The following is a 20716-nucleotide window of genomic DNA, read 5'->3' as shown; positions in this document are numbered from 1 at the left end:
ATCGCTCCGGAGTGTGCGGAAAATTCATTGTTTCTGCTATATCGTTCTGTTTTATAGAACGATATGAAATCCCTGAACTTCAACCATCTCCGCTATTTCTGGGCGGTCGCGCATGAAGGCAGCCTCACCCGAGCGGCCCAGCGACTGAATCTGTCGCAGTCGGCGCTCTCGGTGCAGATCCAGAAACTCGAACACCAGATGGGGCACGCCCTGTTCGAGCGTGTCGGCAAGCGGCTCGTCCTGACCGAGGCGGGTCAGATCTCGCTGGACTATGCGGACACCGTGTTCCAGGCCGGAGACGAGTTGATGAGCACCCTTGAAGGGCGGCCTCTCGCAAGCGCCCAGGTGCTGAGGGTCGGCGCGCTGACGACCCTGTCGCGCAACTTCCAGCTTGAGTTCCTGCGCCCCCTGGTCGGCCGCGCGGATGTGGAGTTGATCGTGCGGTCCGGCACGACACGCGACCTGCTCGCCCAGCTCGAAGCGCACGCCATCGACGTGGTTCTGTCCAACAGCGCCGCTCAGCGCGACGCCCGCGCGCCCTTTCGCAATCACCTGCTCAACCAACAGCCCGTCAGCCTGGTGGGCCGGCCCAGGCCCGGCAAGCCACCCTTCCGCTTCCCGGAGGATCTGCGCAGCGAGCCCATTCTGCTTCCGAGCCTCGACAGCGACATCCGGGTCGGATTCGACCTTCTGCTCGATCTGGCGGGCATCCGGCCGATCATCCTGGCCGAAGTCGACGATATGGCGATGCTGCGCCTGCTGGCCCGCGAGCGCGAAGGCGTGACGCTGGTGCCGCCGATCGTCGTCCGCGACGAGCTGGAATCCGGCGTGCTGGTCGAGCACTGCAAGATCCCGCAGCTCACGGAAAGTTTCTACGCCATCATTCAGAACCGTCGGTTCCCAAACGCATTGCTCGCGGACTTGCTGACGCGATATGAGAGCGCGAAGCCCGATACCGCTGCGTCTTGATACCAGCCACGCCTGCCAAGGAGCCGATGAATGACGATCCCAGACAGGCCTGTGACCGAAGCCGGCTCCCACTCCGCGGCGCAGCGCCGCCTGACTCTTCGCCGACCCGACGACTGGCATGTCCACCTTCGTGACGGCGACATGCTGTCTTCCGTCGTCAATTTCACGGCCAGGCAGTTCGCAAGGGCTATCGTCATGCCCAATCTCCGTCCGCCGGTCACGACGGTCGCGGCCGCCAAGGGCTATCGCGACCGCATCCTCGCCGCCGTTGAGCCGGGCCTGGCCTTCGAGCCGCTGATGACCTGCTATCTCACCGACACCATCGACGCAGGCGAAGTCGAGCGCGGCTTTGCAGAGGGCGTCTTCACGGCCTGCAAGCTCTACCCCGCGAACGCCACCACCAATTCGGCCCATGGCGTCACCGACATCCGCAACATCCAGCCTGTGCTGGAGGTCATGCAGCGGATCGGCATGCCCCTGCTGATCCATGGCGAGGTGACCGATCGCGAGGTCGATATCTTCGACCGTGAGGCCGTCTTCATCGAGCGTATTCTCGCGAAACTGATCGCGGATTTCCCGGCGCTCAAGGTGGTGTTCGAGCACATCACGACGGCCGACGCCGTATCGTTCGTTGAGGCCGGCGGCCCCAATCTGGCGGCGACGATCACGCCGCACCACCTGGCGATCAATCGCAACGCCATGTTCGATGGCGGGATCCGGCCCCACTTCTATTGCCTGCCAGTCGCCAAGCGCGAGACCCACAGGCTGGCCCTGCGCCGAGCGGCGACGTCCGGTTCCGCCAAGTTCTTCCTGGGCACAGATTCCGCGCCGCACGCCGTTGGCGACAAGGAATCCTCGTGCGGCTGCGCGGGCGTGTTCAATGCGCCTTTCGCCATGGAAAGCTATGCCAAGACCTTCGACGAGGAGGGGGCGCTGGACCATCTCGAAGCCTTTGCGTCTGAAAACGGCCCACGCTTCTATGGTCTGCCGCTCAACGAGGGCGTCATTGTTCTGGAGCTTCAATCGTGTCCGGTTCCCGAAAAAATGACGCCGGGATCGGAGAGCCTGGTGCCGTTTCATGCCGGTGAGACGCTGAACTGGCGCCTTGCTGGCGCATCGACCGTCCCGGCGAGCGCCTAGTCGCTCAGGGTCTCCGTCAGGGCCCGCCCGAAATAGTCCCGCGTCTGGGCCAGAAGGTCCGGACGGTACTTGGCGCGCGGGTCATTGGCCTTGTCGTCGTCGAAGGCGTGGGTGGCGTCGGCGTGGAACACGGTGTCGACGCTCAGCCCGTCCAGGGTCAGCCGCTGCAGCGCGCGCTGGGGCACCTTCCAGCCGACGACTTGGTCTCGACCGGCCAGCACCGAAAACACCCGTGGGCCGCCGGCGCCCCAGCCATGGCGCGTGGTCAGGGCGGGATAGCCGGCGAACGGATAGACCAGCAGGGCGCCCCTGACCCGGGCCCGCAGCCGGGCCGGATCGGCGTCGACCAGACCCGTGACCCTGGCCGCATTGGCCCCGATCGCGTAGCCGTCCATGATCGTCCAGCCGCCGTGGCTCCAGCCGGCCAGGAAGATCCGCTCGTGATCGGCCCAGGACTGGTCCTCCAGCCAGGCCATCACCCCGAACAGGTCGGCGGCGCGTTTCAGCCCATGCAGCCGCACGCCGGTGCAGACCGTCAGCTTGGCGTCCAGGGTCGACATGCCGCGCGGCTTCAGCGAGTCGACGACGATCGCGGCATAGCCCGCCTCGACCGCCGTCTGGGCATAGGCTTCCAGGAACGGCGTCTTGCCGCCGCAGCCGTGCAGGATCAGCGCCACCGGGAAAGGGCCGGGCCCGTCAGGCTTGAACACCTGCGAGTGCTCGATGACCCTGGTTCCCCAGGTGGCGCTTTGCATCATCCGGATCCTAGTGCCTGAACACCCGAACGCCGGTGAAGGCCATGGTCAGGCCCAGCTTGTCGGCGGCCTCGATCACCTCGCCGTCGCGCATCGAGCCACCCGGCTGGATGATCGCCGTGGCGCCGGCCTCGGCGGCCTGGATCAGGCCATCCGCGAACGGGAAGAAGGCTTCCGAGGCGCAGGCGCAGCCCTGCAGGTCGAGGCCGAAATCGGCGGCGCGCAGGGCCGCGATGCGGGCGCTGTCCTTGCGGTTCATCTGGCCGGCGCCCACGCCCAGGGTCTGGCCGTCGCGGGCATAGACGATGGCGTTGGACTTGACGTGCTTGCCGACGGTGAAGGCGAACAGCATGTCGCGGACCTCGGTGTCGGTCGGCTGGCGCTTGGTGACGATCTTCAGATCCGAAGCGGTGATCCGCGCGTCATCCCGCGACTGCACCAGGAAGCCGCCGGCCACGCTCTTGAAGGTGTCGCCGGTCGACAGGGCGTCGGGCAGGCCGCCGGTCACCAGCAGGCGCAGGTTCTTCTTGGCCGCGAACACGGCGATGGCGTCGTCGTCGGCTTCCGGGGCGATCACCACCTCGGTGAAGATCTCGACCATCTGCAGGGCGGCCTCGCGGGTCAGGCGCGAATTGACGGCGACGATGCCGCCGAAGGCCGAGGTCGGGTCGCAGGCCAGGGCCCGCTCATAGGCTTGCCGCTGCGAGCCGCCCACCGCCACGCCGCAGGGGTTGGCGTGCTTGATGATCGCCACGGCCGGACCCTGGGCCGGATCGAACTCGGCGATCAGCTCGAAGGCCGCGTCGGTGTCGTTGATGTTATTGTAGCTGAGCTCCTTGCCCTGCAGCTGGGTGGCCGTGGCCACGCCGACGCGGGGGCTGGGGAAGGCATAGAAGGCCGCCTTCTGGTGCGGATTCTCGCCATAGCGCATCACCTGGCGCAGCTCGCCGGCGATCGCCTTGCGGGCCGGGAAGTCCTGGCCGAGGGCCTGGGCGAACCAGGCCGAGATCGCCGCGTCATAGGCCGCCGTGCGGGCATAGGCGCGGCCCGCAAGGGTCTGGCGAAGAGCCAGGGTGGTGCCGCCGGCCTTTAGGGCGTCGAGCACTTCGCCAAGGTCGGCCGGGTCGGTGCAGACGGCGACATAGCCGTGGTTCTTGGCCGCCGAGCGGATCATGGCCGGGCCGCCGATGTCGATGTTCTCGACGCACTCGGCGTAGGACCCGCCCTTGGCGACCGTGGCCTCGAACGGATAGAGGTTCACATACAGGATATCGATGCCGCCGATGCCGTGGTCGGCCATGGCTTGCGCATGTTCGGGAGCATCCCGAACCCCGAGAAGCCCGCCGTGGACGATGGGGTGCAGGGTCTTGACCCGGCCGTCCATCATTTCGGGAAAGCCCGTCAGGTCCGACACATCTTTCACCGGCAGGCCGGCCGCCGCGATGGCCGCCTTGGTGCCGCCGGTCGAGACCAGCTCGACGCCGGCCTCGTGCAGGACCTTCGCCGCCTCGACCAGGCCGGTCTTGTCGGAGACCGACAGCAGGGCGCGCTTGGGGATGACGAGATCGGGGGCGGACGGATAGTCGGGGGCGGCGGGCACGGCGGGACTCCGGGTCTGGTGAAACAAGACGGTAAGGGAGCCCAGGCGCGCGGCGGATGAGGTTCACGCTCCCCGGTGGTCGCCCACCTTCAACGCCAGTCACGCGAACGGGCGGAAAATACGGGTGGGGGCGGGGGAGTCAATGAGCGGCTTGCCGCGCGCCGCCGACGCTCGGTGTCCTGCCGGATCAGCTCGTCCAGCACCGGCGTGGCGCTGGGCTGCAGGATGTCGGCCCGGCCGCCGGCGATCTGGGCGCGATTGTCGGCCAGCAGGGTCAGCATCAGCGTGCGCTCACGCGCCGGAATCTGGTCGAGAAAGGGCGCGATCTGCCGATGCAGCTGTTCGGTGACCTCTTCCAGCCGGTCATACATCGTCATCGCGCGTTCGGTCGTCTTGTTGACGCGGCGAAGCGGACGATAGCGGCTGCGGGGTGGTTTGGACTTGGGCATGGGGATGTTCTCCTGGGTTGGTTGCTGATGCGGCCATCGCCGGAACGCCCCCTCCGTCACGTCGCTTCGCGCCGCGCCACCTCCCCCGCACGCTTCGCTACGGGGCAGGAGGGGTGAAGCTGCTCTTCCCCTGCCCCGTGAAACGGGGGAGGTGGCGCGCTGCGAATACGCAGCGTGACGGAGGGGGCGTCCGTGCATTGGACGCGAGTTCGCGATCTCAAACGGAGAACCGCTGAGCTAGTCGGGGAGGCGCGAAGCGGCCGGGGCGAACCCGGATGACCGTGATGTGTTGTGTGCGTTTCGGCTCGACCTGTCCGCTTCGCAGAAGCTGTTCTTGCGTGAGGATTGGGCCAAGCGAGCGTGTTTCAGCTCTGATACCCAAGAGCCCCCGTACGGGCGCGCATCAAGGTCGATCGGCTAACCGTCTCGACCCCCGACGATGCGCGATAGGCGGGTTTACGATCCCTCGCCCTGTTGCTCCGCGCTGTTCCTCCGACGAGCCCTCCGGTGGTCCCGGATCTATCCAACGAACAGACCACCTTCGTCCTCGCCGCGTGACCGCGCGGCCCCGCTCAGCTCCATCCCCATCGCCGCTGTTGGGCCGGATCCAGGCGCCTCCCCCTGCGACAGGGACAGCTACGATTATGCGGGAGGTTTGAGCGCCGAGGATTGGCGCGATCGATTATTTTACAAGCGATTGATCAGGCTAGCATCTTTTTTGGAAAAGGCGGGGATTGAGTGTCCCCTATCCCCATACCTCCCGTCATTCCCGCCCTTGTGGCGGGAACCCCTCGTACCGCCGCAGGTGCGGGAGGGGCGAAGTGCGCGCGCACTTCGCTGGCGCTTCACGTATCAGCTAAACTAGGGGTTCCCGCCACAAGGGCGGGAATGACGGTGATCTATTGGAGGGCCTCCCACCCCCCGCCAAGTCTTCCCGCCGCCCGGTCGCCAGCCTATGGTCCGGCCATGACCGACACCGCTGCGCCCGCCGATTCTGCCACCGCCCCGACCATGCCCGCAGACGGCCCCGCCGTGCGGCTGTTCCTGGTCGACGGCTCGGCCTATCTGTTTCGCGCTTATCACGCCCTGCCGCCCCTGACCCGCAAGAGCGACGGCCTGCCGGTGGGCGCGGTGCAGGGCTTTTGCAACATGCTGTGGAAGCTGTTGCGCGACATGCAGGGCGATACCCCCACCCATCTGGCGGTGATCTGGGACCACTCGGAAAAGACCTTCCGCAACAAGCTCTATGACAAGTACAAGGCCCACCGGCCGCCGCCGCCCGAGGACCTGATCCCGCAGTTTCCGCTGGTCCGCGAGGCGACCCTGGCCTTTGGCGTGCCGGCCATCGAACTGCCCGGCTATGAGGCCGATGACCTGATCGCCGCCTATGCCTGCCGGGTGCGCGAAATGGGCGGCGAGGCGGTAATCGTGTCGTCCGACAAGGACCTGATGCAGCTGGTCGGCGACGGCGTGTCGATGTTTGACCCGATGAAGGGCCTGCGCATCGACCGCGAGCAGGTGTTCGAGAAGTTCGGCGTCTATCCCGATAAGGTGGTCGATGTTCAGGCCCTGTGCGGCGACAGCGTCGACAATGTGCCCGGCGCCCCCGGTATCGGCATCAAGACCGCCGCCCAGCTGATCAATGAATATGGCGACCTTGACACCCTGCTGGCGCGGGCCGGCGAGATCAAGCAGCCCAAGCGCCGCGAGACCCTGATCGACTTCGCCGACCAGATCCGCCTGTCGCGCCAGCTGGTGCAGCTGGATTGCGATACGCCCCTGCCCGAACCGATCGCCGACCTGACCCTGCGCGAGCCCGACAAGGCGGTTCTGCAGGCCTTCCTCGAGGCGATGGAGTTCCGCAGTCTGGCCCGCCGGGTCGGGGACGGCAGCGCCGCCGCCGCGCCGCGCACCCTGGATCGCCCGCCGGGTGAACGAGGGCCGGGCGCCGCGCCCGGCGCCCCGGTGGCGACCGTGTCCTATGCCGGAGCCGCAGCCCGGGCGGCAGCGGCTCCAGCCAGCGATCCTGTGGCCATCGACACCAGCGCCTATGCCTGCGTGCGCGACCTGGCCACCCTGCAGGCCTGGGTCGACCGGGCCACGGCCAAGGGCATTGTCGCCTTCGACACCGAGACCGACGCCCTGGGTTCGGCCACCGCCGGTCTGGTCGGCGTGTCCCTGGCCCTGGCGCCGGGCGAGGCCTGCTACATTCCGCTGGCCCACGAGGAAAAGGCCGAGGGCCTGGCCTTCGAGACCGCCGCCAGTCTGGAGCAGATCCCGCTGGACCAGGCGATCGCCGTGTTGCGGCCGATGCTGGAAGACCCGGCGGTGCTGAAGGTGGCCCAGAACGGCAAGTACGATATCGCCGTGCTGTCGCGCTACGGCGTCCAGGTCGGGCCGATCGATGACACCATGCTGATCAGCTATGTGCTGGAGGCCGGGCTGCACGGTCATGGCATGGACGAGCTGTCGGAGCTGTGGCTTGGCCACAAGCCGATCCCGTTCAAGTCGGTGGCGGGCACGGGCAAGGCCCAGATCAGCTTCAAGCATGTGGGTCTGGTTGAGGCCACGGCCTATGCGGCCGAGGACGCCGACGTCACCCTGCGGCTCTACAACATCCTCAAGCCCCAGTTGGCCGCCAAGGGTCTGCTGACGGTCTATGAGACGCTGGAGCGTCCGTTGCCGCCGGTGCTGGCGGCGATGGAGAACGACGGCATCCGGGTCGATCCTGAAACCCTGCGCCGGCTGTCCAACGAGTTCTCGATGCGCATGGCCGAGTTCGAGGCCCAGGCCCAGAAACTGGTCGGCCATCCGTTCAATCTGGGCAGCCCCAAACAGGTGGGCGAGGTGCTGTTTGGCGAGATGGCCCTGAAGGGCGGCAAGAAGACCGCCACCGGCCAGTGGTCCACCGACAGCGACGTGCTGGAAAGCCTGGCCCTGGAGCACGAGCTGCCGCGCGTGCTGCTGGACTGGCGCCAGCTGTCCAAGCTCAAGGGCACCTATACCGACAACCTGATCGCCGCCATCGCGCCGGGCAGCGAGAACCGCATCCATACGTCCTATGCCCTGGCGGCGACGACGACGGGGCGGCTGTCGTCGTCGGATCCCAACCTGCAGAACATCCCGATCCGCACCGAGGAGGGCCGCAAGATCCGCAAGGCCTTTGTGGCCGCGCCGGGCAAGCTGCTGATCAGCGCCGACTACAGCCAGATCGAGCTGCGTCTGCTGGCTCATATCGGCGACATCCCGCAGCTGAAGAAGGCCTTCCAGGAGGGCCTCGACATCCACGCCATGACCGCCTCGGAAATGTTCGGCGTGCCGATCGAGGGCATGCCCAGCGAGGTGCGCCGCCGGGCCAAGGCGATCAATTTCGGCATCGTCTATGGCATCTCGGCGTTCGGCCTGGCCAACCAGCTGGGCATCGGCCAGGGCGAGGCGGGGGCCTATATCAAGACCTATTTCGAGCGCTTCCCCGGCATCCAGGCCTATATGGACGCCACCAAGGCCTTCGTGCGCGAGCATGGCTATGTGACCACGATCTTCGGCCGCAAGATCAACATCCCCGACATCCACGCCAAGTCGGCGGCCCAGCGGCAGTTCTCCGAACGGGCGGCGATCAATGCGCCGATCCAGGGCGCGGCGGCCGACGTGATGCGCCGGGCGATGATCCGCATGCCAGGCGCCCTGGTCGAGGCCGGCCTGTCGGCGCGTGTCCTGCTGCAGGTGCACGATGAACTGGTCTTCGAAGCCCCCGAAGCCGAGGCCGAAGCGACCTGCGCCGTGGCGCGTCGGGTGATGGAAGGCGCCGCCGAGCCGGCGGTGGCCATTTCCGTGCCTCTGACGGTGGAGGCCCGCGCGGCGCTCAACTGGGATGAGGCCCACTGATCAAAAAAGCGGCTGACCTGCCCGATGTGCGACATTACGCAGCGGCAGCGTTAATGCGGTGGAAACGGATTGCAGGGCAAGGCTAGGCTCGGCGCTTGCCTTGGATTCAGGCTTAAATCCCTGTAATTTCTATGGCTTTACGGCGCCCTCACACAATCTAGGAGTTGGCTGTGTCGTTCGGCGATCTGAGAATTCCGCAAAAGCTGATGACGGTGTTTTCCGTCATGCTGGTCACGATCATGCTGATGGGCGCAGCGCTCTACGCCAACAAGCTGAGCCTGACCAGTTCCGTCGAGCGGACCGAGCGGGCCTATCAGTCGTTGCGCGCCGCCGACACCGCAGCCTTCCGCCTGACCCGACAGGAAAACTCGCTGCGGGGCTTCCTGCTGTCGGGCGATGAGTATTACGTCCAGCGTCTAGAAGAGGCCCACAAGCCCAAGTTCCTAGCGGCGCTGGACAAGCTGCGCGAGCTGAACAAGGGCGACGAGGCCGATTTGGCTCGCATCGCCGCCGTTGACGCCGCCTATGCCGACTATCGCTCGCAGGCCATCGAGCCCGCCCTGAGCCTGGGCCGCGATCCCCTGACCCGCGCGCAGGCCATCGACCTGGTCAAGCATGACGGCGTCGCCGACAAGGCCGTCGAGCCGGTCGAGAACGCCATCCAGGCCATCGTCGACGACTCCGAGGCCGTGGTCGCCGCCGAAGCCGCCGCCCAGAAGAAGGCCTCGATCGCCTCGACCCTTACCCTGGCCATCGGCATTCTGGTCACCACCGCCATCGCCCTGGCCAGCGGCCTGCTGCTGACCAGCGGCATCGCCGGCCCGGTCGCCGCCATGACCGGCGCGATGCGCCGCCTGGCCTCGGGCGACCATTCGGTGGCCGTGCCGGCCGCCGGCCGCAAGGACGAGATCGGCCAGATGGCCGCCGCCGTCAGCCATTTCAAGGAAGCCGCGCTCGAGAAGATCCGCCTCGAGGCCGACGCCGCCCATCAGCGCCAGGCCGTCGAGACCGAGCGCGCCGCCAACGAGGACGAGAAGAGCGAGGTGGCCCGCAGCGACGCGGCCAATTTCGCCGCCCTCAACGAGGCCCTGGATCACCTGGCCTCGGGCGACCTGACGCACCGCATCACGATACCGTTCTCGCCCAAGGCCGAGAGCCTGAAGAGCAATTTCAACACCGCCGCCGAACGGGTGCTTGACGCCATGAAGGCGATCACCGCCACCACCGGCGGCGTCAGCGCCGGCGCGGACGAGATTGCCCGGGCTTCTGATGACCTGTCCCGCCGCACCGAGCAGCAGGCCGCCAGCCTGGAAGAAACCGCCGCCGCCCTCGACGAGATCACCGCTACGGTCCGCCGGACGGCCTCGGGCGCCAAGGAAGCCTCGGAGGTGGTGGCCAACGCCCGCACCGACGCCCAGCGCTCGGGCGAGATCGTCAGCCGGGCCGTCGCGGCCATGACCGAGATCGAGGGGTCCTCGCAGAAGGTCGGCAACATCATCGGGGTGATCGACGAGATCGCTTTCCAGACCAACCTTCTGGCCCTGAACGCCGGCGTCGAAGCCGCTCGCGCGGGGGAGGCGGGTCGCGGCTTCGCGGTCGTGGCGCAGGAAGTGCGGGCGCTCGCCCAGCGCTCGGCCGACGCGGCCAAGGAGATCAAGGTCCTGATCTCGACCTCGACCCAGCAGGTCGGCACGGGCGTCAGCCTGGTGGGCCAGACGGGCGAGGCCCTGCAGCGCATCGTCACCCAGGTCGCCTCGATCGACGCCCTGGTCAATGAGATCGCCGCCTCGGCCACCGAGCAGTCCACGGGTCTGCACGAGGTCAATCAGGCCGTGAACCAGATGGACCAGGTGGTTCAGCAGAACGCGGCCATGGTCGAACAGGCCACCGCCGCCACCCACGCCCTGAAGGGCGAGGCCAGCGAACTCGCCAATCTGGTGGGCCGGTTCAAGGTGTCCGCCGGTGGCGCGGCCCAGGCGGCAAACCGCGCCGCGCCGCCGCCGCGCGCCCGTCCGCAGACCGCCGTCCGTCCGGGCCGCAGCTCGGCCGCCATTGCGGTCAAGGAAGAGTGGGAAGAGTTCTGATTCAACGCTTCCGATAGAGGTTCGACCAAACGGGCTCGCCGCATCCACGGCGGGCCCGCTTTGCATCGGGACCGTTTCAGCCCGCGAAATTCCGCCTCACGCGGGGAGGCGCGCGCTCAGGCCCTGGGCGTCCAGCAACCTCACGGCCTGGTCGTCGAACGACACGAAGGTCTCGGCGCCCAGCCAGCCGCCCTCATGGGCGATGACGCCATCGGCAAAATCGCCGCCGGCCCTGAGCACGCTCAGGCCAGCCTCCACTGCCGGACGGTCGACGACGACATTGGCGCCGTTCATCAGCCGCTGGATGGCTTCGCCGATGTCTGACGCGGGGACCCGATAGCCCCTGGACAGCACCCACACCAGTTCGCACAGAGCGGGCAGGGTCAGGGCGACAAGCTCTGCATTGGCCAGTTCGACCTGGGCCCGAGGGCTTTGCTGCGGATCGTCTCCGGTGATGGCCCGGACGAGGATGTTGGTGTCGGCGGTGATCTTCACCTTTTGCCGGCCCAGCCGCGGGAGGCGATGGCGTTCATCTCCTCGATGGAGAGGGATGGCCCGCCCTGGCGCTTCAGGAAGTCGAACGCATCGGCGATGTTGCCGGCAGGTTTCGCGGCCCTCACCTCAATCCGCCCGTCGGGCAGCTTGCTCAGTGTGATCTTGTCGCCGGGGCCAATGCCCAGGTGGTCGAGCAATCCCTTGCGAAGGGTGACCTGACCCTTGCTGGTGACGGTGAGCGTATTCATGTCGCGTCTCCCTGACCCAAAATGTAAGGGAAAAATGCCTTACATTCAAGATCGCGAGGGCGGTTGTCGCTTTGATCTAGAACCCGACGCTGATCCGCAGGGCCGCGATGACCGCGTGGCCGATGCTCGCGTCGCCGGCCGGGTTGATCACATATTGCAGGTCGGGCTGCAGGGTGATCGGGCCGACCGTATCGGAATAGGTCAGTTCCAGGGCCGCTTCAGAGCGGCGCAGGGACGTGCCGGCGTCGCGGGCGTTGGCGCGGCTCCTGTCGCTGAACCAGGCCTGGTTGGCGCCGAACGACAGGGCGCTGTCGGGGCGACTTGCAAAGACCTGCTGGACCAGGATCCCGGCCTGCCAGCCCCCCGAGAAGTCGGTGGTGGCGCCGTCTGACAGGCCCAGGCGCGCGAAGGCGACCGCACGACGCGGGCCTTCGGTTCGCGTGTGGAGCGGATGCTCGGCCAGCAGATAGACGCCGTGGGCGTTGCGGCGCGCCGGGTCGCCGGCGGAGTCCAGGTCGCGGATGTCGTCCTGCTTGCGGGTATAGCGCCAGGCGCCGATAGCCAGTTTGCTAGAGCCGGCCCAGCCTGCCTCGGCGATCAGCAGGGCGCCGCTATCGAACGAGGTGTCGATCCCGTCGGGGTCACCCAGCACGCCGGCCTCGGCGTTCAGCGCGGCGGCCTGGACGTAGAGATCCTTGCGCGGCGCCCATTTCAGGCGGACGGCCAGGGCGGTGGAGGGAAAGATCGACGGGCCGTTGGGGCCGGTTGCGGCCAGTTCCGAGCCGATGCCGAAGGCCGGAGCGATCAGCAGTCCGGCGCTGTCATTGGCGTAGAATTCGCTGTTGAGGTCGTAGAGGCCGATCCGCACCGAGGCGCTGTCGGCGGCGAAGCTCTGCTGCACCCAGGCCTCGAACAGGCGGGTGCGCGGGCGCGAGACCTCGATATTGTCGACGCCCTGGGCCGTCCCTGCGTCGTCATTGGGTATGCCGCCGCTGTTGTTGAGCACCAGCAGATGGGCCGATCCGCCGGTCCAGCCGACAGCCCTGTCCAGATCCAGATCGAGGCCCAGCTCGAGATTGTCGAGAAAGCGGCCGCGTCTCGAAATTCCGCCGTCGATCACGCCCGTGACGCCGGCGGTGTAGCCTATGCTCAGGTCAAGAGCGTGCGATTGGGCGTCGTCTGCCAGTGCCAGGCTCGATGCGCCAAGCACAGATGCGGTGGCCATGGAGCCGATCCACAGGGCGCGACGGCGCCGGCGAACGCTGGTCCTGAACTGTGCGTGCATCTGACGACTCCAGCGCGTCGAAAGTCTGTCGAACGCTTGGCGAGGATGGCGCGGGGCTGTGGATATCCCGTTAACCTACCCGTGCGGAAGCCCGCGACGAGTTGTCGCGCACCTCCTGGGGCCTGGCCTGCGTCAGTATGACGCTGGGGACGGGTGGCGGGGCATGAACATGTCTTGCGAGGGCGGAAGGTGGATTAGCCTTGCGCCGGGGGCGCGGGGTCTTCGTCGAATAGTTCGGCCCGGGTGGCGGCGTCGTGATCGTTGAGCATCCGCCGGCAGAGCGCCGGGGGCCCCCGGCGGAGGCGCGGGGCGGCGACCAGACCCCAAAATTCTACCGAAGGCGCCAACCCGCCGGGTTGCCGTCATCCGGCCCCGGGAGGCGCCGGAAGGGTCTTTTCAGAGAGGTCCTTGGTGGAGCCGAGGGGAATCGAACCCCTGACCTCGTCATTGCGAACGACGCGCTCTACCAACTGAGCTACGGCCCCAAGGAAGCGCGGGAATAGGGCGGGGCGGAGCCTGCGTCAAGCGGGGCAATGCAGCTTGGCTTGCCAGCGGGGGCAAGGCGCGGCAAGAAGCGGGAGTCTCGGACGGGAAACCCATGGCCGCCATTATCACCTTTGTCTTCTTCATCGCTTCCGCGCTGCTCAGCCTGCTCTGGTGGGCCATCATCATCTCGGCGGTTCTCAGCTGGCTGGTGGCGTTCGATGTGATCAATCTGCGCAACAGCGCCGTCTATCAGATCAGCACATTCCTCGACCGGGTGACCGGCCCGGTGCTGCGGCCGTTCCAGAGGATCATTCCCCCGCTGGGCGGGGTGGATGTCAGCGCGATCATCGTCCTGTTGCTGATCACCGGCGTCAAAGACATCCTGTTGCCGTCACTGAAGTTTGCGCTGATCGGCCTGCTGGGCTGATCCATGCTGCTGGCCGTCCGCCTGACGCCGCGCGGCGGGCGTGACGGCGCCGACGGCTGGGCTGTGGACGCTGACGGCCGGCCCTATCTGAAGGTGCGCGTGACCAGCGCCCCGGTCGAGGGCGAGGCCAATGCCGCCCTGATCGGCTTTATCGCCAAGAGCCTGCGAATCCCCAAATCCGCCGTCCGGCTGGCGGCGGGCGCGACCGCGCGTCTCAAGCGGCTTGAGATTGACGGTGTTGAAGAGGCGGATCTCGAGCGCGTGTTTGGGCCCCGCCCCTGATTAACGGGTACTGGCGCGCCACGCGCCGCTAGGGTAGAATTTGCCTCTAGTGAATCCCGTGAAGGCCGGGTTCGCCACGAAAATTGCGGCTGCCCCACGGAAACGTCGACAACTCGACCATTGACGGGATGCTGGTGCTTCGCGTCATCTCAGGTTTCGGCGCTGAAGCTGGCCGGTGGCACTACGTATGCGTCAAGCCGGGGGGGGGACGAGGCGTCGATGGGGGCGAGCGAACCGCAGAGTGACTTGGCGCGCGCCGCAAGCTCGCGACGCGCCAACCTCTATCTGCGCCTGTTCGCCACGCTGACCATTTCGGTCATCCTGTATGTCTTCGTCGATATGCAGTGGGTGTGGATCTGGGCCGGGCTCTATCTGGCGGCGCTGACGCTCGAGTTCTGGACTACCCGTGAGGTCCTGGCCAACCCCGAGGTTCGGCCCGCGCGCTGGCGGTGGCTGTTGCTGGCGGCCTTGCCCTTCCTCACGGCGGCCATTTTCGGCTTCCTGGCCCTTCCGCTCTTCGCCTCGCACCAGCGGTTCGCCCCCACCCTGGGCGGCATGCTGCTGGCCGGCGCGCTGCTCAACGTCATTGTCGTCAATGCCGGCCAGAAGTCAGCGACCCTTTGGGCCGCTGGACCCCATGTGTTGTATCTGCTGGCCGCGCCGATAGTGGCCCGGGCGGCCAATCCGGACGCGCCGCTCGCCAACGCCCTATGGGTGGGCGCCCTGCTGCTGATCGCGTCGGTCACCGTGGCCAGCCGCACCCTCAATGCGGCCCTGAAGGCCGAGGCCGACGCCAAGGAAGAGGCCGAGCTGCGTCGACATGAGGCCGAGGAGGCCGTGGCCGCCAAGTCGGCCTTCGTGGCCATGATCAGCCACGAACTCCGCACCCCGATCAGCGCCATCCTGGCCGGGGCGGCGCGCCTTCACAGCGATGTCCCCGAGGCCAGTTCCAAGATCCACGCCCAGCTGATCTCGGACGCCGGCGGCCTGATGCGGGCCCTGCTCAACGACCTGCTGGACTTCTCGCGCCTGGATGTCGGCCGCATGGCCGTCGAGAAAGCGCCCTTCAACCTGCGCCAGACCCTGGCCGATACCCTGCGGCTATGGCGGCCGGAACTGGCCAAGAAGGGCCTTCGCCTCAGGATCGAGGGCTCCGCGACCCTGCCCAGATGGGTGGCGGGCGACGCGCTGCGGCTGCGCCAGGTGCTCAATAACCTGCTCTCCAACGCCATCAAGTTTACGGACCGGGGCGTGATCTCGGTGCGGTTCGACAGTCGGGAAGACGGCGTCGAGCAGCGCCTGACGATCACCATCGCCGACACCGGTTCCGGGATTTCCCCGGCCAATCTGTCGCGGTTGTTCACGCCGTTCGAGCAGTTGAGCACCAGTGTGGTTCGCCAGCATGGCGGCTCGGGACTGGGGCTGGTGATCAGCCGTGAACTGGCCCGGCTGATGGGCGGCGATCTGGCCGTCAGCAGCGTGGAAGGGCAGGGCGCGACCTTCACCCTGACCCTGACCGTCGGGGCCGCCGAGGCGCCGAAGGCCGAAGACGGCGGCCCGTCCATTGCCGGCGCGCGGGTGCTGGTGGTCGACGATCACGTGGTCAACCGCCGGGCCATCGAACTGGTGCTGCAGCCCTTCGGCGTCGAGGCCACCCTGGCAGAGTCTGGAGAGCAGGCCCTGGAACTGCTGGGAACCGAGGTGTTCGACGCGGTGCTGATGGATGTCTACATGCCGGGCATGGACGGTCGCGAAGCCACCCGTATCTTGCGGGCCGGCGCGGGCCCCAATCAAGACACTCCGGTGGTTGCCGTCACCGCCTCGGCCACGCCCAAGGACTGGGAGGCCTGTCTGGCCGCCGGCATGAACGCTCACGTCGCCAAGCCGATCGATCCGATCGAGCTCTATACGGCGCTGACCCAGGTGCTGGCCGGCGGCGTCCGCGTCGCGGCCTGATCCAGGGTCAGGGTCAGCCGGGACTTCAGCGCCCCGGCGTCCTTCATCTCGCATTCCCAGATCGTTTCGACCCGCCAGCCGGCCGCTGTCAGGGCTTGGGCGGCGGCGGCGTCGCGCGCCCGGTTGCGCGCCACCTTGGCCAGCCAGTAGTCGCGGTTGGCCTTGGGCACGCGCGCTCCCCGGGCGCAGTCATGGCCGTGCCAGAAACAACCATGGACGAAGAAGGCCAGCTTCCTGCCCGGCATCACCAGGTCGGGCTTGCCGGGCAGGTCCTTGCGATGCAGGCGATAGCGGGCCCCGAGCGCTGTCAGCGTCTTGCGCAGCAGCCGCTCGGGGCCGGTGTCCTGGCTCTTGACGCGCGCCATGACGGCGGAGCGCTTGGCCCGGTCATAGACGTCGGTCACCGGGGCTCAGCTACAGTCCGTCGAACAGCGCCGTGGACAGGTAGCGTTCGGCGAAGCTGGGGATGATGGCCACGATCAGCTTGCCGGCGTATTCGTCGCGCAGGGCCAGGTCGAAGGCGGCGGTCAGGGCCGCGCCCGAGCTGATGCCGACCGGCAGGCCCTCGACGGCGGCCGAACGGCGGGCCATGGCGAAGGCGTCGTCATTGCTGACCTGGACGATCTCGTCGATCACCCCGCGATCCAGGATGCCCGGCACGAAGCCGGCGCCGATGCCCTGGATCTTGTGCGGACCGGGCGCGCCGCCCGACAGCACGGCCGAGGCTTCCGGCTCGACGGCGACCATCTTCAGCGAGGCCTTGCGGGCCTTCAGCACCTGTCCGATGCCCGAGATGGTGCCGCCGGTGCCGACGCCCGAGACCACGGCGTCGACGGCGCCGGCGGTGTCGTTCCAGATCTCTTCCGCCGTCGAGACACGGTGGATCAGCGGGTTGGCTGCGTTCTCGAACTGCTGGGGCATCACCGCGCCGGGGGTGGCTTCGATGATCTCCTGGGCGCGGGCCACGGCGCCGCGCATGCCCTTCTCGGCCGGGGTCAGCTCTAGCTTGGCGCCCAGCAGCAGCAGCATCTTGCGGCGCTCGATCGACATGCTCTCGGGCATGACCAGGATCAGCTTGTAGCCCTTGGCGGCGGCCACGAAGGCGAGCGCGATGCCGGTATTGCCGCTGGTCGGCTCGACGATGGTGTCGCCGGGGGTCAGGACGCCCTGGGCTTCCAGGGATTCGATCAGCGACACGCCGATGCGGTCCTTGACCGAGGCCAGCGGATTGAAGAACTCCAGCTTGGCCACGACCTCGCCCTTGGGCTGGATCTGCGCCGACAGGCGCGGCAGCCGGATCAGCGGGGTGTCGCCGATGGTGTCGAGGATCGAGTCATAGATCTTGCCACGCCCGGAACGCTTGTAGCGGGCGGCATCATAGGCGGGGGCGCCATCGGCCATGGGGATTCTCGCGAAAGGTTGGCGGGTCAAAAGCCACCTTACGGCGTGGGTTTTAGCCTGTCAGCGGGTCATTCGGCGGCAAGGCTTGCAGATTTGCTATCGACCAGCGGTTCCAGCAGGCGCGCTGCCAGCCAGCGCACCACCGGCGGGGCGACGCCGTCGCCGATCACATGCAGTCCGGCCGTCTGGCTGCCGGGCAGCACATAGGCATCGGGCAGGCCCATCAGGCGGGCGCCCTCGCGCGGGCTGATCAGGCGCGAGCGGACCTCGCCCCTGTCGATCACCAGCAGGGTCTGGCGCGACGAGCCGCCGCGCGGCGTGCGCAGGCAGCCGGCCAGGCCATCGAACCGGGCTTCGGCCCGCTGCTGGCCGTCTCGCATGCGCTTGAACACCGCCCCGACCGCGCGCTGGCCGCGCGTCACATGGGCCTCGACGGCGGCCCGATGGGCCGGGGCCATCAGGGCCAGCAGGGCCTGGGTCCTGTCGGGCGAGCTCCAGGTGACGGCGTCGTCGGGCTCCAGCAGGGCGGCCAGATCGGTGTTGCGGGCCGGCGGCGCGTCCAGGCCCCACCAGATCCAGGCGGCCTGCAGAGCGGCGGGCAGGCGGGCCTGGGCAGCCTTGACCGCGCGACTGTGGAACGGGCTGGGCCCGGCCAGGGCGTCGACCGGCTTGCGGGTGGCGATGACGAAGACGCGCGGCCGCGACTGCGGCGTGAACCGGGCCGCGTCGATCTCCAGCGCCCCGAAGCGATAGCCTTCGTCGGCCAGGGCCCGGCACAGGGCGGTGAAGTCGCGGCCCTCGTGCGAGGTCAGCAGGCCCACCACGTTCTCGACGACGATGGTGTCGGGCCCGCGTCCGGCGGCGTTCAACGCCTGCATCAGCTTCCAGAAGCCGAAAAAGGCCGAGGAACGCCCGCCCGTGAGGCCCGCGCGGGCTCCGGCCAGGCTGAAGTCCTGGCAGGGGCTGGAGGCCCAGGCCAGGTCGGCGTCCGGCAGGGTGTCGGCCTCGATGGCCCAGACGTCGCCCTGGTGAAAGTGCCCATCCCCGTTGGAAGCGCCGGCGTCGGGGAAATTGGCGCGATAGGCGGCCGCCTTCAGCGGGTCGAAATCATTGGCGAAGGCGCAGGTCCAGCCGTCTCCCAGCCCGATGCGGGCCATGCCGCCGCCGGCGAAGAATTCAAGGAAGGCGGGAGAGGCTTTTCGAGTCATGCCGTGTGAGACTAGCCTCGTCGGGCAACAGGGAAAAGCCGCCGCCATGCTTCGCACAGCCGCCTTGTCGATCCTGCTTTTGGTGCTGGCCGCCTGTGGCGAGGCGCCGATGGGCGCCGCCGAAGAGCCCGCGCCGCCGGCCGACGCCCCGGCCTCGGCTAGGACGCCCGACTATGCTGGCGATATCGACGTGATTGGCACAGAGCCGTTCTGGGCGGTGAAGATCCGCGCCGCCAGCGTCGCCCTGACCCGTCCCGACGCGCCCGAGGTCAGCAACGCCAATCCCGGCGTGCGGATCGACGGCCAGCAGGGCGTGTGGGATTCAAACGGCGTGGAGGAAGGCAAGGGCCGGGTGGTCGTGCGCCTGACGCCGGGCGTCTGCACCGACGGCATGTCGGACCGCGTCTATCGGTTCTATGCCGAGGTGTGGATCGACGGCGAGACGCTGAAGGGCTGCGCCGAGCATACCGCGATCCTGGCGGCTCAGCCCAAACCCTGACGCAGGCCCTAGCCTCGTCCCAGTTCGATCGTCTCGATCGATGATTGAGCGTGGCGGGGCTTGTTGGCGCCGGGGGTCGGCAGCAGCAGGCCGATGGTGACAGCGAGGATAAGGGCGAGGGCGAAGAAGGCCTTGATGGCCATGGCGGGTCTCTGGTCTGGCGTCACGCGGCAATCGCGGGATGCGCCTTCGGCAACACAGATGGTTGCCAAAGGCCGGGGTTCAAGTGGCGCCCGCAAAAGAAGGCCGAACGTCCCGACAAGATGCAGAAAGGGCCGGAAACCCGATTGAAGGTTTCCGGCCCCACTGGGCTCTATCTCGTCTCCCTCCTCATCAAGGGGGAGGGCTCATTGTACGCTTAGAAGATTTCGAACAGACCCGCCGCGCCCATGCCGCCGCCGATGCACATGGTCACCACGCCCAGCTTGGCGCCGCGACGCTTGCCTTCCAGCAGCAGGTGGCCGGCGCAGCGGGCGCCGGTCATGCCGAAGGGGTGGCCGATGGCGATCGAGCCGCCGTTGACGTTGTACTTCTCCGGATCGATGCCCAGCTTGTCGCGGCTGTAGAGGCACTGGCTGGCGAAGGCTTCGTTCAGTTCCCACAGGTCGATGTCGTCGACCTTCAGGCCGTGGCGTTCCAGCAGGCGCGGCACGGCATAGACCGGGCCGATGCCCATCTCGTCGGGCTCGCAACCGGCGACGGCGAAGCCGCGGAAGGCGCCCAGCGGGGTCAGGCCGCGACGGGCGGCCTCGGCGGCTTCCATCACCACCACGGCGGCGGCGCCGTCCGACAGCTGGCTGGCGTTGCCGGCGGTGACGAACTTGCCTTCGCCCATCACCGGCTTGAGGCTGCTCAGGCCTTCCAGGGTGGTGTCAGCGCGGTTGCACTCGTCCTTGTCGACCATGTAGTCGACGAAGCTCTCTTCCTTGGTTTCCTTGTTGACCACCTTCATCTTGGTGGCCATCGGGACGATCTCGTCCTTGAACAGGCCGGCGGCCTGGGCGGCGGCGATGCGCTGCTGGCTGCGCAGGGCGTATTCGTCCTGGTATTCGCGGCTGATATTGTAGCGCTTGGCCACGATGTCGGCGGTGTCGATCATCGCCATCCACAGGGCCGGATGGGACTTCATCAGCTTTTCTTCGGTGATGTGGAATCGGTTCATGTGACCGCCCGCATTGACCAGCGAGATCGACTCGACGCCGCCGCCGATGGCGACATTGGCGCCGTCGTTGCGAACATAGTTGGCCGCCGTGGCGATGGCCTGCAGGCCCGACGAGCAGAAGCGGTTGATGGTCTGGCCCGAGACGGTGACCGGCAGACCGGCCCACATGGCGGCGTTGCGCGCCACGTTCATGCCGGTGGCGCCTTCAGGACCGCCGCAGCCCAGGGCCACGTCTTCCACTTCGCCGCCGTCGAGGCCGGCGCGCGACACGGCGTGCTGGATGGCGTGACCGGCCATGGCCGCGCCATGGGTGTTGTTGAAACCACCGCGGACTGACTTGGCCAGACCGGTGCGGGCGTAAGAGACGATGACCGCTTCGCGCATT

19 protein-coding genes, 1 tRNA gene and 1 riboswitch are annotated in these 20716 nt (G+C 67.6%); of the genes, 8 read left to right on the top strand and 12 right to left on the bottom strand.

The window, feature by feature from the left end; all coding sequences use genetic code 11:
* Window positions 1-63: 63 nt before the first annotated feature.
* On the top strand, window positions 64-969 hold the full coding sequence (locus ACW176_RS04260) for a LysR family transcriptional regulator (protein WP_492111018.1): 906 nt from the start codon (window positions 64-66) through the stop codon (window positions 967-969).
* A 30-nt stretch (window positions 970-999) separates the two neighbouring features.
* Complete coding sequence (gene pyrC / locus ACW176_RS04255; protein ID WP_492111017.1) at window positions 1000-2109, top strand: dihydroorotase; 1110 nt, start codon at window positions 1000-1002, stop codon at window positions 2107-2109.
* Here pyrC and ACW176_RS04250 read toward each other — a convergent pair.
* The 3 genes from ACW176_RS04250 to ACW176_RS04240 all read right to left on the bottom strand — a co-directional run bounded on the left by ACW176_RS04250 (window position 2106) and on the right by ACW176_RS04240 (window position 4913).
* Complete coding sequence (locus tag ACW176_RS04250; RefSeq protein ID WP_492111016.1) at window positions 2106-2864, bottom strand: dienelactone hydrolase family protein; 759 nt, start codon at window positions 2862-2864, stop codon at window positions 2106-2108. The genes pyrC and ACW176_RS04250 overlap by 4 nt on opposite strands.
* 10 nt (window positions 2865-2874) lie before the next feature.
* Complete coding sequence (purH, locus tag ACW176_RS04245) at window positions 2875-4464, bottom strand: bifunctional phosphoribosylaminoimidazolecarboxamide formyltransferase/IMP cyclohydrolase (RefSeq protein ID WP_492111015.1); 1590 nt, start codon at window positions 4462-4464, stop codon at window positions 2875-2877.
* 32 nt (window positions 4465-4496) lie between these two features.
* Window positions 4497-4577, bottom strand: a riboswitch (ZMP/ZTP riboswitch).
* Window positions 4554-4913 (bottom strand): hypothetical protein, encoded by a 360-nt coding sequence (locus ACW176_RS04240; protein WP_419319099.1) that lies wholly within the window; start codon window positions 4911-4913, stop codon window positions 4554-4556. It overlaps the preceding riboswitch by 24 nt.
* A gap of 966 nt (window positions 4914-5879) precedes the next feature.
* Between ACW176_RS04240 and polA the strand changes: the two genes are divergently transcribed.
* Both polA and ACW176_RS04230 read left to right on the top strand, forming a co-directional pair.
* Entirely contained in the window at window positions 5880-8798 is a 2919-nt protein-coding gene (gene polA / locus ACW176_RS04235) for a DNA polymerase I (protein WP_492111014.1), read from the top strand.
* Between the two features lie 170 nt (window positions 8799-8968).
* The gene (locus ACW176_RS04230) at window positions 8969-10882 is read left to right on the top strand and encodes a methyl-accepting chemotaxis protein (RefSeq protein WP_492111013.1); all 1914 of its coding nucleotides are present in this window, start codon (window positions 8969-8971) and stop codon (window positions 10880-10882) included.
* 96 nt (window positions 10883-10978) lie between these two features.
* On the opposite strand, the gene ACW176_RS04225 is transcribed toward ACW176_RS04230, so the two are convergent.
* The 4 genes from ACW176_RS04225 to ACW176_RS04210 all read right to left on the bottom strand — a co-directional run bounded on the left by ACW176_RS04225 (window position 10979) and on the right by ACW176_RS04210 (window position 13395).
* Window positions 10979-11377, bottom strand: coding sequence for a type II toxin-antitoxin system VapC family toxin (locus ACW176_RS04225; RefSeq protein ID WP_492111012.1), 399 nt, complete (start codon window positions 11375-11377; stop codon window positions 10979-10981).
* Complete coding sequence (locus ACW176_RS04220; protein ID WP_492056232.1) at window positions 11374-11625, bottom strand: AbrB/MazE/SpoVT family DNA-binding domain-containing protein; 252 nt, start codon at window positions 11623-11625, stop codon at window positions 11374-11376. Before ACW176_RS04220 ends, ACW176_RS04225 begins: the two co-directional genes overlap by 4 nt.
* A gap of 76 nt (window positions 11626-11701) precedes the next feature.
* Window positions 11702-12850 carry a carbohydrate porin gene (locus ACW176_RS04215; RefSeq protein ID WP_492111011.1) on the bottom strand — a complete coding sequence of 383 codons (1149 nt, stop codon included), beginning with the start codon at window positions 12848-12850 and terminating at the stop codon, window positions 11702-11704.
* Between the two features lie 469 nt (window positions 12851-13319).
* Window positions 13320-13395 (bottom strand) — tRNA-Ala (locus tag ACW176_RS04210).
* A 113-nt stretch (window positions 13396-13508) separates the two neighbouring features.
* Between ACW176_RS04210 and ACW176_RS04205 the strand changes: the two genes are divergently transcribed.
* The 3 genes from ACW176_RS04205 to ACW176_RS04195 all read left to right on the top strand — a co-directional run bounded on the left by ACW176_RS04205 (window position 13509) and on the right by ACW176_RS04195 (window position 16061).
* Window positions 13509-13823: a YggT family protein gene (locus ACW176_RS04205; RefSeq protein WP_419319093.1), complete on the top strand. Its 315-nt coding sequence runs from the start codon at window positions 13509-13511 to the stop codon at window positions 13821-13823.
* A 3-nt stretch (window positions 13824-13826) separates the two neighbouring features.
* On the top strand, window positions 13827-14105 hold the full coding sequence (locus tag ACW176_RS04200; protein WP_492111010.1) for a DUF167 family protein: 279 nt from the start codon (window positions 13827-13829) through the stop codon (window positions 14103-14105).
* 219 nt (window positions 14106-14324) lie between these two features.
* Window positions 14325-16061 carry an ATP-binding protein gene (locus ACW176_RS04195; protein ID WP_492111009.1) on the top strand — a complete coding sequence of 579 codons (1737 nt, stop codon included), beginning with the start codon at window positions 14325-14327 and terminating at the stop codon, window positions 16059-16061.
* On the opposite strand, the gene ACW176_RS04190 is transcribed toward ACW176_RS04195, so the two are convergent.
* The 3 genes from ACW176_RS04190 to ACW176_RS04180 all read right to left on the bottom strand — a co-directional run bounded on the left by ACW176_RS04190 (window position 16010) and on the right by ACW176_RS04180 (window position 18670).
* Window positions 16010-16465: a very short patch repair endonuclease gene (locus ACW176_RS04190; protein ID WP_492111008.1), complete on the bottom strand. Its 456-nt coding sequence runs from the start codon at window positions 16463-16465 to the stop codon at window positions 16010-16012. The genes ACW176_RS04195 and ACW176_RS04190 overlap by 52 nt on opposite strands.
* A 10-nt stretch (window positions 16466-16475) precedes the next feature.
* A complete protein-coding gene (cysK, locus tag ACW176_RS04185) occupies window positions 16476-17462 on the bottom strand; it encodes a cysteine synthase A (RefSeq protein WP_492111007.1) in 987 nt (328 codons plus the stop codon).
* Between the two features lie 68 nt (window positions 17463-17530).
* Entirely contained in the window at window positions 17531-18670 is a 1140-nt protein-coding gene (locus ACW176_RS04180; protein ID WP_492111006.1) for a DNA cytosine methyltransferase, read from the bottom strand.
* A 46-nt stretch (window positions 18671-18716) separates the two neighbouring features.
* On the opposite strand from ACW176_RS04180, the gene ACW176_RS04175 reads away from it, so the two are divergent.
* The gene (locus ACW176_RS04175; RefSeq protein ID WP_492111005.1) at window positions 18717-19169 is read left to right on the top strand and encodes a COG3650 family protein; all 453 of its coding nucleotides are present in this window, start codon (window positions 18717-18719) and stop codon (window positions 19167-19169) included.
* Between the two features lie 8 nt (window positions 19170-19177).
* Here the strand turns inward: ACW176_RS04175 and ACW176_RS04170 are convergent, their stop codons facing one another.
* On the bottom strand, window positions 19178-19312 hold the full coding sequence (locus ACW176_RS04170) for a hypothetical protein (RefSeq protein WP_492111004.1): 135 nt from the start codon (window positions 19310-19312) through the stop codon (window positions 19178-19180).
* A 215-nt stretch (window positions 19313-19527) separates the two neighbouring features.
* Entirely contained in the window at window positions 19528-20715 is a 1188-nt protein-coding gene (locus tag ACW176_RS04165; RefSeq protein WP_419319086.1) for an acetyl-CoA C-acyltransferase, read from the bottom strand.
* Window position 20716 lies beyond the last annotated feature (1 nt).

The organism is Caulobacter sp. FV1ye13L, assembly GCF_058681155.1.
Note: the sequence above shows the minus strand (reverse complement) of the source record. Positions and strands in the feature narration are given on the sequence as shown.